8 protein-coding genes and 2 pseudogenes are annotated in these 9351 nt (G+C 70.5%); 2 read left to right on the forward strand and 8 right to left on the reverse strand.

Features of this window, described 5'->3' with window-relative positions; genetic code table 11:
• Positions 1 to 56: 56 nt before the first annotated feature.
• From ACILSK_RS24380 to ACILSK_RS24390, 3 genes are read right to left on the reverse strand one after another with little or no spacing between them, the layout of a single operon-like run.
• Positions 57 to 848: a DUF2520 domain-containing protein gene (locus ACILSK_RS24380; RefSeq protein WP_395729783.1), complete on the reverse strand. Its 792-nt coding sequence runs from the start codon at positions 846 to 848 to the stop codon at positions 57 to 59.
• Positions 806 to 2248, reverse strand: a complete 1443-nt coding sequence (locus ACILSK_RS24385; protein WP_395729784.1) for an SPFH domain-containing protein — start codon at positions 2246 to 2248, stop codon at positions 806 to 808. The genes ACILSK_RS24380 and ACILSK_RS24385 overlap by 43 nt, the downstream gene beginning before the upstream one ends.
• A gap of 5 nt (positions 2249 to 2253) precedes the next feature.
• A complete protein-coding gene (locus tag ACILSK_RS24390; RefSeq protein WP_395729785.1) occupies positions 2254 to 2685 on the reverse strand; it encodes an NfeD family protein in 432 nt (143 codons plus the stop codon).
• A gap of 215 nt (positions 2686 to 2900) precedes the next feature.
• On the opposite strand from ACILSK_RS24390, the pseudogene ACILSK_RS24395 reads away from it, so the two are divergent.
• Positions 2901 to 5164 (forward strand): annotated as a pseudogene (locus ACILSK_RS24395) (carbon starvation CstA family protein); the annotation flags it as partial.
• The gene (locus tag ACILSK_RS24400) at positions 5159 to 5350 is read left to right on the forward strand and encodes a YbdD/YjiX family protein (protein WP_395729791.1); all 192 of its coding nucleotides are present in this window, start codon (positions 5159 to 5161) and stop codon (positions 5348 to 5350) included. The pseudogene ACILSK_RS24395 and the gene ACILSK_RS24400, both read left to right, overlap by 6 nt.
• 415 nt (positions 5351 to 5765) lie before the next feature.
• Here ACILSK_RS24400 and ACILSK_RS24405 read toward each other — a convergent pair whose 3' ends face one another.
• The 5 genes and pseudogenes from ACILSK_RS24405 to ACILSK_RS24425 form a co-directional block, all read right to left on the reverse strand.
• Positions 5766 to 6578 carry a DUF3097 domain-containing protein gene (locus tag ACILSK_RS24405; RefSeq protein ID WP_395729786.1) on the reverse strand — a complete coding sequence of 271 codons (813 nt, stop codon included), beginning with the start codon at positions 6576 to 6578 and terminating at the stop codon, positions 5766 to 5768.
• Positions 6579 to 6682: 104 nt separating this feature from the next.
• Positions 6683 to 7318 carry a TetR/AcrR family transcriptional regulator gene (locus tag ACILSK_RS24410; protein WP_395729787.1) on the reverse strand — a complete coding sequence of 212 codons (636 nt, stop codon included), beginning with the start codon at positions 7316 to 7318 and terminating at the stop codon, positions 6683 to 6685.
• A 34-nt stretch (positions 7319 to 7352) separates the two neighbouring features.
• Positions 7353 to 7760 carry a hypothetical protein gene (locus tag ACILSK_RS24415; protein ID WP_395729788.1) on the reverse strand — a complete coding sequence of 136 codons (408 nt, stop codon included), beginning with the start codon at positions 7758 to 7760 and terminating at the stop codon, positions 7353 to 7355.
• A gap of 159 nt (positions 7761 to 7919) precedes the next feature.
• Complete coding sequence (locus ACILSK_RS24420; protein ID WP_395729789.1) at positions 7920 to 8873, reverse strand: hypothetical protein; 954 nt, start codon at positions 8871 to 8873, stop codon at positions 7920 to 7922.
• A gap of 11 nt (positions 8874 to 8884) precedes the next feature.
• Positions 8885 to 9351, reverse strand: a pseudogene (locus ACILSK_RS24425) (ABC transporter ATP-binding protein); the annotation flags it as partial.

The following is a 9351-nucleotide window of genomic DNA, read 5'->3' on the forward strand; positions in this document are numbered from 1 at the left end:
CGCGCCGAACGGCGCGCGCACCTTCGCCGGATCCGGACCGGGAGACCCGACCACGATCACCGAACCCGGTCGGCCAGCCGCTCGGTGGCGGCGACCAGCGCGTCCAACAGCTCGACCAGCTCCGGCACCCGATCGACCACGGCGGCCCGATGCCCGGCGACCGTTCCCGTGTCGCCTCGGGCGACCGGACCGGTCAGCGCGGCCGGACCGAGCCGGCCCCAGTTCTCGAGCGCCGCCCGGGCGAGCGGCAGCAGCACCTCGCGGTCGAGGCCGGCGGTGGCCAACAGTTCCGCCGCCGCCGCCTCGACGGTGACGAGGTAGTTCGCCGCGATCGACGCCGCCGCGTGGTACGCCACCCGATCCCGACCCGCCACCCGCACCGGCCGGAGTCCGACCGACCGGGATAATGCCTCACCCACGGACAGGGCCGCCGCCGACGACCCGTCCACGGCGGCGAAGACCCCGCGGAAATCGGCTCCGGCAGGCGTCACCGTCATCAACGGGTGCACGCTGAACCCCGGCCGATCCCCCAGCACGTCCAATCCGGATGCGCCCGAACAATGGCCGATCACCGGTCCCGGGTCGATCCGGGCCGCGGCCGACGTGATCGCGTCGTCGGGCACGCAAAGCAGAACCGCGGCGTCCCCGACGCCGGTATAGCCGCGGCCGTGCGGACCGGTCACCGGCACCCCGGCGGCCCGGAGGGCGACGGAGAGGGCGGTGCCCAGCCGCCCCGCACCGACGATCGCGAACGGCTGCGGCAGCCGGGCCGGCGCCTCCGCAGGCGTGGACGGCGCCGAACCGGTCAGCGCTGCCCCGGATCGGATTGGTTCGGCGGCCGGTACCACGCGGGGGGCTGCTGGTATCCCGGCGGCGGCTGCTGGTACCCCGGCGGGGGCTGCTGGTACCCGGGGGGCGGACCCTGCTGCGGGTTGGGCGGCCGGCCCGGTCCGGGCGGCGGACCACCCTGGTACGGAGCCTGCTGCCGTTGCGGTGGCGGCGGTGGGGCGGCCGGTTCGTCATCCTCGGGCGCCGGCTCGGCCGGCGGCACGGAGGCCGGCTGGGCCTGGGTCGTGCCGGGGATGGCCGGTCGCTCGGCGGACGGCACCTCGCCCCGGTAGGTGGCCAGCCTGGCCGCCTCCTGCTGGGCGATCGTCATCGACGCCTCCCGCTCGACCTTGGCGACCGCGGCGGCGACCTCCTGGGCCGACGTGCCGTCGAACCAGTCGGCCACGTCGTCGTCGATGTCGCCGGCCCGCGCCGTCGTCGACGGTTCGTCCTTGGGCGGCTCGTACCGGAACACACCGTCGTCGCCCTTGGTGCCGAGCATCCGGGCGAAGCCCTCGAGCGACTTGTTGAAGTCGCTGGGGATCAGCCAGACCTTGTTCGCATCGCCCTGCGCCATCTGCGGCAGGGTCTGCAAGTACTGGTAAGCCAGCAGTTCCGGGGTCGGCTTGGCCGATTTGACGGCGGCGAAGACCTTTTCGATGGCCTTCGCCTGACCCTGCGCCTGGAGGTACCGGGCGGCCCGCTCGCCCTGTGCGCGCAGGATGCGGGACTGCCGCTCGCCCTCCGCGGACAGGATGGCCGCCTGCTTGGCGCCCTCCGCGGACAGCACCGCGGCCTGCTTCTGACCTTCGGCCGTCTTGATCGACGATTCGCGCTGACCCTCGGAGTTCAGGATCATCGCCCGCTTGTCGCGGTCGGCGCGCATCTGCTTCTCCATGGCCTCCTGGATGGAGGGCGGCGGGTCGATCGCCTTGAGCTCGACCCGGGCGACCCGGATGCCCCATTTGCCGGTGGCCTCGTCGAGCACCCCACGCAGCTGCCCGTTGATCGAATCACGGCTGGTCAGCGTCTGTTCCAGGTTCATCCCGCCGACCACGTTGCGCAGCGTGGTGGTGGTCAGCTGCTCGACGGCGACGATGTAGTTGGCAATCTCGTACACGGCCGCCCGTGGGTCGGTGACCTGGAAATAGACGACGGTGTCGATGGACACCGTCAGGTTGTCCTCGGTGATCACCGGCTGCGGCGGGAAGGACACGACCTGTTCGCGCAGGTCGATCCGGGCCCGAACGCGGTCCAGGAACGGGATCAGCCAGACCAGCCCGGCGCTGCCGGTCTTGTTGTACCGGCCGAGCCGCTCGATCACCGCGGCCTGGGCCTGCGGGATCACCTTGACCGATCGGATGAGGACGACGACCACCAGAATGACGACGACGAGCGCGACGATGAGCGCGATATCCATGTATCTCAGGCCCCCCAGATGACCACGGCGGTGGCGCCGCGGACCTCGACAACGGTGACGGATGTGCCCGGCGGAAGGGCGCGATGACCGTCCAGACTGACCGCGGACCAGACCTCGCCGCCGATCTTCACCTGGCCGCTGTTGGCGTCCACGGTGGACACGACAGTGGCCTTGGATCCGATGATCGCGTCGATGCCGGTCCGGGTCTGCGACGGCTGGTAGTACTTGCGCAGCAACATCGGCCGCAGCCCCAGGACCAGTGCGGTCGACGACAGTGCAAACACCAGCAGCTGCAACCAGAGCAGCTCGGGAAAGAAGGCCGCGAAACCCGCGGTGATCAATGCGCCACCGCCGAGCATCAGCAGCACGAACTCGGCACCCAGGACCTCGGCGATGGCCAGCAGGACACCGCCGACGAGCCAGATCCATGGGGACATGAATCCATCCTGCCAGAGGCCTTCATGCCGACCCGGAGATCCGAAGGTCTCACCCAGGACACGATTGGGTATCCACTCACCCGTGACCTGGACCACAGAGGGGTAACTCAAGAGCGTCGATTGACCACTCCGAGTAACGTCCCGCCGGTCGGACAGCCATGGCCACTGCGATCGCTCCGCAAGAACGGTCGGGCCCTCGAGACAAGGAACGTTCTATGGCGACAATGAGCCCCGATGAATCCCTCGAGCTGATCCGGACCGATCCCGACCAGCCCCCGGTCGCCGTCCGCGAACGGCGACCGATGAAGCCGGCGGCCAAGGGCGCCTACGTCGCCATTGCGGTGCTCGGCGCGATCGGCTGGACGATGATCGCGATCATCCGCGGCGAGTCGGTCAACGCGGTGTGGTTCGTGGTCGCCGCCGTCTGCACCTACATCATCGCGTTCCGGTTCTACGCCCGGTTGATCGAGTACAGGATCGTCAAGCCGCGCGATGATCGTGCAACCCCGGCCGAAACCTACGCCAACGGCAAGGATTTCGACCCCACGGACCGGCGGGTGCTGTTCGGGCACCACTTCGCGGCCATCGCCGGCGCCGGCCCGCTGGTCGGCCCGGTGCTCGCGGCCCAGATGGGCTACCTGCCGGGCACGATGTGGATCATCATCGGCGTCGTACTGGCCGGCGGCGTCCAGGACTACCTGGTGCTGTGGCTGTCCACCCGGCGCCGCGGCCGCAGCCTGGGGCAGATGGCCCGCGACGAGCTGGGGACGTTCGGCGGCGTCTTCGCGATGATCGCGGTGTTCGTCATCATGATCATCCTGATCGCCGTGCTCGCGCTGGTCGTGGTCAATGCCCTGGCCGAGTCGCCGTGGGGCGTGTTCTCGCTGGCCATGACGGTCCCGATCGCCCTGTTCATGGGCTTCTACCTGCGGTACCTGCGGCCCGGCAAGGTGTCGGAGGTGACGGTCATCGGCGTCGCGCTGCTGCTGCTGGCGATCATCTCCGGCGGCTGGGTCGCGCAGACCGAGTGGGGTCAGAGCTGGTTCACCCTGTCCAAGGTCACGCTGGCCTGGGCGATCATCATCTACGGGTTCGCCGCCTCGGTGCTGCCGGTCTGGATGCTGCTGGCGCCCCGGGACTACCTGTCCACGTTCATGAAGGTCGGCACCATCATGCTGCTGGCCCTGGGCATCGTCATCGCCCAGCCAACCGTGCAGATGCCGGCAATCACCTCGTTCGCCATCAACGGCAACGGGCCGGCCTTCGCCGGCTCGCTGTTCCCGTTCCTGTTCATCACCATCGCCTGCGGCGCGCTGTCCGGATTTCACGCACTGATCTGCTCGGGCACCACACCCAAAATGGTGGAGAACGAGAGCCAGACCCGGATGATCGGCTACGGCGGGATGCTGACCGAATCGTTCGTGGCGATCATGGCGCTGGTCACCGCGGTCATCCTGGACCAGCACCTGTACTTCATCATGAACGCACCGACCGGGCTGACCGGCGGTGCCGCCGACACCGCCGCCACCTGGGTCAACGGCCTGGGCCTGAGCGGGGCCAACATCACGCCTGACTTCATCAACCAGGCGGCCGCCGACGTCGGCGAGCATTCGATCATCTCCCGCACCGGCGGCGCCCCGACCCTGGCCTTCGGCATGAGCGAGGTGCTACACACGGCCCTGTTCGGGTTGGCCGGCAAGGCGTTCTGGTACCACTTCGCGATCATGTTCGAGGCGCTGTTCATCCTGACCACCGTCGACGCCGGCACCCGGGTGGCACGATTCATGCTGTCCGACTCGATCGGCAACATCCCCGGCGCCCGCAAGTTCCGCGACCCGTCCTGGCGGATCGGCGCGTGGGTCTGCTCGGCGGTCGTCGTCCTGGCCTGGGGCATGATCCTGCTGATGGGCGTCACCGACCCGCTGGGCGGCATCAACACGCTCTTCCCGCTGTTCGGCATCGCCAACCAGCTGCTCGCGGCCATCGCGCTGACCGTGGTCTTCACCGTGCTGATCAAGAAGCGGCTGTACAAGTGGTGCTGGATCCCCGGCGTCCCGCTCGTCTGGGATCTCATCGTCACCCTCACCGCGTCGTACCAGAAGATCTTCTCCTCGGTGCCGGCCATCGGGTACTGGGCGCAGCACAACGCCTTCAAGACCGCGCAGGATTCGGGCGCCGAGACGTTCGGCACCGCCAACTCACCGGCCGCGATCGCCGCGGTCGTCAGGAACACGTTCATCCAGGGCACGCTGTCGATCATCTTCGCGACCCTGGTGATCCTGGTGGTGATCGCCGCGGCGGTGGTCTGTGTGAAGTCGATCCGAGCGGGCGGCATGCCGACCTCGGAGGACCCGGACCAGCCGTCGCACACCTTCGCCCCGCGCAGCTTCATCGCCACGCCCGCGGAGAAGCGCATCGCGGCCGAATGGGCGGAGCAGCAGCCGCTGGTCGGTACCGGGCACCGGGGTCACCATTGACCACGCTGGCCGGGGCCTGGCGGGGGCTGCGCTGGTGGGTCGGCTCGGTGCTCGGCGATACCGCGTACGCGCGGTACGTCGAGCACCTGCGCCGGACCCATCCGGACGCGGCGGTGCCGACGGAACGGGAGTACTGGCGGCAGCGGTATGCCGAGCAGGACGCGAACCCCGGGGCCCGCTGCTGCTGACGGGATGGCGCCGGACGCGGTGACCTCGGGTGATCATGTTTTGCGCGGCGCGCCGCAGTTGGTGCCGGCGCGCCGCGCGGAGAGTGGCTCGAGGTCGGCGGACCGCCGACGAATGGGTGGATCCGGACAGGACGAAGTAGGACGCTGCCATTGGGGAGCCTCCACCACCTTGCGGAACCCGGTCCTGACCCCCGGCGGCAGCGTCTCCGGATCAGCATTGTTGATCCGGACATGTTCGGACAAGACTCCACCCGGGTAGTTCACCGGCAGTGACGCCCACTTCATCCGTCCGGGAGGCTTCGCCTCGACGAATGGTGACCGTCAGTAAGCGGACTATCACCCCGGCGTCCGAATCCGCATCCCGGGAGCTGGGCCCGGTACGGACGAGGAGCGCTCCGGCGCATCCGGTTTCGAGTCAGGCGCCGGGCTCGGTGACGAAGTCGATCAACCGCTCGACCGCGGTGATCAACGGGGTGTCGACGTCCCGGTAGCTGCGCACCGACCCGTTGATCCGCCCCCACAGGGTTCGGGCGTCCGACACGCCGAGCGCCCGGCACACCCCGGCCTTCCAGTCGGTCCCGCGCGGCACCGTCGGCCATTGCGTGATGCCGACCGCGGACGGCCGCACCGCCTGCCAGACATCGATGTACGGATGCCCGGTGACCAGCACGTACGGGCCGGCCTTCGAGTTCTCGACGGACGCGGCGATCCGGGTCTCCTTGGAGCCGGGCACCAGATGGTCGGCCAGCACCCCGACCCGCCGGCCCGGCCCGGGGGCAAACTCGGCCACCGCGGCGGGCAGGTTGTCCAGGCCGTCCAGGGACTCGACCACGACACCTTCGACCCGCAGGTCGTGCCCCCAGACCCGTTCGATCAGGGCGGCGTCATGGATGCCCTCCACCCAGATCCGGCTGCCCCGCGCGGTGCGCGCCTTCAGTCCGGCGACCGCGCGGGAGCCGGATGCGGAGTGGCCCGGGCCGGTGGGGGCCGCCTTCGGTCGGACCAAGGTGACCTGCTGCCCGTCGACGAGGAACGCGCCGACGTCGAGCGGGAAATTCCGGCGCTTGCCGTGCCGGTCCTCCAGGGTGACCGCGCTGTTGCTGCAGGCGACGACCAGGCCGCAGAACCCGGACAGCGGATCCTCGGCGACGACGTCGCCGGTGGCCGGCAGTTCAGGGATCTTTCGCGGCGCGCGGGGGGCCAGCGGGTCCGAGTAGGAGCGGGTCACGGCGGCCGACCCTACCGGCGCGGGCCGCGCCCCGGGTGGCGACGCGCACACGGCCCTGCTCGAGCAGGGGCGCGATCCGGCTCGCGCCCCGCACGTCGTGCCGGTCAGCGGGCGGTGAAGCCGGACAGCAGCACGTCGGCCACCGCCTGCGCCTCGGCCTCCGGGTCGACCTCCGGGTGGTCCTGCAGGTAGCTGATCATGGCGTCGATCGCCCCCTGATAGATCACCGCCATCACCCGCGGGTCCGCCGGCCGGATCGTCCCTTCGGTCTGGCCGCGGGCGAGCAGCCGCTGGTGCTCACCGTACGTCGCGTCGTACGCCCGAACGGTGATGCGCTGCCGGCCATCCGACGTTCGCAGGCTCTGCACGATCTGGGCCATCGCGTCAAGTTCTGCGCGGTGGGTGCGGGTGAGCAGGGCGGTCCGGCGGATCACCTCCCGCACCACGTCCGGTGCCGGTGCCGACACGTCAAGGGCGTCGACGACGGCGTCGCGAATGACGTTGCCCAGGTGGGCGAGGGTCTGCTGCATCAGGTCGTCGCGATCGCTGAAGTAGTGCCACACCAGACCTTTGGCGATACCCGCGCGCCGGGCGACCTCGGTCAGGGTCACATTCGCATACCCGGTCGCGGCGATCGCATCGGCGGTGGCCGCGAACACCTGCCCGCGTCGTTGGTCGGCGCTCAGGCGCTGACGGCCGGCCCGGGAAGGCGGGCCGGAGGAGGCGGCGGGGGTAGACACGGTCGCGATTGTCACCCATCGGGCCGCCGTCGCGTCAGCGGTCCGGATGGCCGATCCCATACCGCACGACCTCGATGACGACGCCGAGCATCAGGAGTGCGACCAGGATCATCTGCCCGCGCATCCATTCCGGTGCGAAGCCGGGCAGCAGCGCCTCCACGACATTGGCGACGAGAAGGACCGCGGCGATGATCCCGACGGCCCGGATGGCGCCGCGGCGACCGCGCTGGGCGCTGCGCAGGCGCAACGGCAGCAGCACGGCGAAGACCGCCACCACGATCGCGTGGCCCCAGGCGTGCTCGGTCGCCTGGTCCGGCGCGATCACCGACATCACCGCCAGGGCGACGATCGTGAGCAGGACGACCCCGAGATAGAGCCCGACCAGCGCGGTGACGCGCGGCAGCGCCGGCGTGACCGGGGCCGGCAAATCTTTATTGACCATACGGTCAATGTACGGCTGTATTGACTTTGTGGTCAATAGCGCACCACGCCAGAAGGAGGTGGCCCCCCGTCCGCCGACGCATCAATGGCTCCGGCGGCGCAGCACCGGGGCCGATCCAGGAGCGGAACCGGCCCCGGCTGCTGCACACCCGGTCGGGGGTCAGAGCCGTCGGCTCACCATCCACCAGCCCAGGCTCAGGCCGGCGGCGGCAATCACCGCCGCGATGGCCGCCAGGGTCACGGTGAGCCGGAGCCGGCTCTGAGTCGTGAGGTAGTCCCAGTAGGAGGCGACAATGCCGGCCTGGGCCAGGCACTGGTTCCACGGCGCGGGGGTGTCGACGGCCGGGTCCAGCGGGTCCGGCCGGGACGGGCAGGCGGGGGCGGCCGCCGACTGCCCCGCGGCGTCGAGATAGCCGAGCCCCACCAGGTACGACCCTCGCGGAGTGACCTGGGAGTTCTCGGTCGGAGGGGCCAGGGTGCGCTCCGCCGGAACCAGATCGACGTAGGCGCCGAAGCCCAGGGTGATGGTGATGATCCCGGCCACGATCACGGCCAGGCTCATCGCCGCCGCCAGCGAACGGACCAGGGCGCCGGCCGGCACCCCGACGCCGAAGGCGATGAGGGTCAGGATGGCCGGCACGGTGCCGGTTATCTGGAAGTCCGGGATGGCCATCGGGCCCCACGGCTCCAGCCCGGGCGCCGTCGCCACCCATTGGTCGACCAGAGCGAGCCCCAGCACCCCGAGGGTCAGCGGCGGAACCACCACCGCGCAGCAGGTCCAGTACCAGCGAGACCGGCTGACCCCCTGGCTGAAGGCGAACAGGATGGTCCCCCGCTCCCGCTCCGATCCGACGACCGTGGCCCCGCCCAGCGCGCCCAACCCGACCGGCAGCACCAGCAGGGACAGCCGCAGCACCCGCCAGAACGCGTCGTCGGCGTGAAAGCCGGGACCCCCGGGCGGGTGGGCGTCGTAGATCAGGCGGAAGACCACCATGGCGACGGCCACCAGCGCCATCAGGCCCAGGCCGGCCAGCACCAAGGTTCGGTGCTGGCGCCAGGCGACCCACCACATTCCCCCGGGCGCCCGGCCGGACAGCTCGCGAGCGGGAGCCATTGATTCGGTGATCACGCCGCCGCCGGCCGATCCGGGGCGGCGGCGCGCAGGCGGGCGACCACCACTTCCTCCAGCGTCGGCGCCACCGTGGTCCACCCCTCGGGAACCAGCGGTGGCGGCCCGTCGAGCAGCACGGTGAGCTGGCGGGGGGCCCGCCGGATCTCGACCGCGCCCGCCGCCACGGCGGCCAACCCGGCCTCGTCGCCACCCGGTCCGGTGAGCAACACATGCCGGGCGAGAACTTCCTCGATCGGCCCGTGCAGGGTGATCCGGCCACCGGCGAGCAGTGCGAGATCATCGCACGCGTCCTCGATCTCGCTCAGGATGTGGGAGGACAGCAGGACCGTCATCCCGGTGTCCGCGGCCTGCGCCAGCAGCGTCTGTTGCACCTGGAGCCGGGCCAGCGGATCCAGGTTGGCCAGCGGTTCGTCGAGCACCAGAAGGGCCGGGCGCCGGGCCAGCACCAGCGCCAGGGCCA

This window comes from Nakamurella sp. (assembly GCF_044224575.1).
In the GTDB taxonomy this organism is placed as follows: Bacteria; Actinomycetota; Actinomycetes; order Mycobacteriales; family Nakamurellaceae; genus Nakamurella.

Bases quoted from the DNA above. Each gene is read 5' to 3' on its own strand.
- ACILSK_RS24385 (WP_395729784.1), bottom strand. From the start codon at position 2,248: ATGGATATCGCGCTCATCGTCGCGCTCGTCGTCGTCATTCTGGTGGTC.
- ACILSK_RS24390 (WP_395729785.1), bottom strand. From the start codon at position 2,685: ATGTCCCCATGGATCTGGCTCGTCGGCGGTGTCCTGCTGGCCATCGCC.
- ACILSK_RS24415 (WP_395729788.1), bottom strand. From the start codon at position 7,760: ATGGTCAATAAAGATTTGCCGGCCCCGGTCACGCCGGCGCTGCCGCGC.
- ACILSK_RS24420 (WP_395729789.1), bottom strand. From the start codon at position 8,873: ATGGCTCCCGCTCGCGAGCTGTCCGGCCGGGCGCCCGGGGGAATGTGG.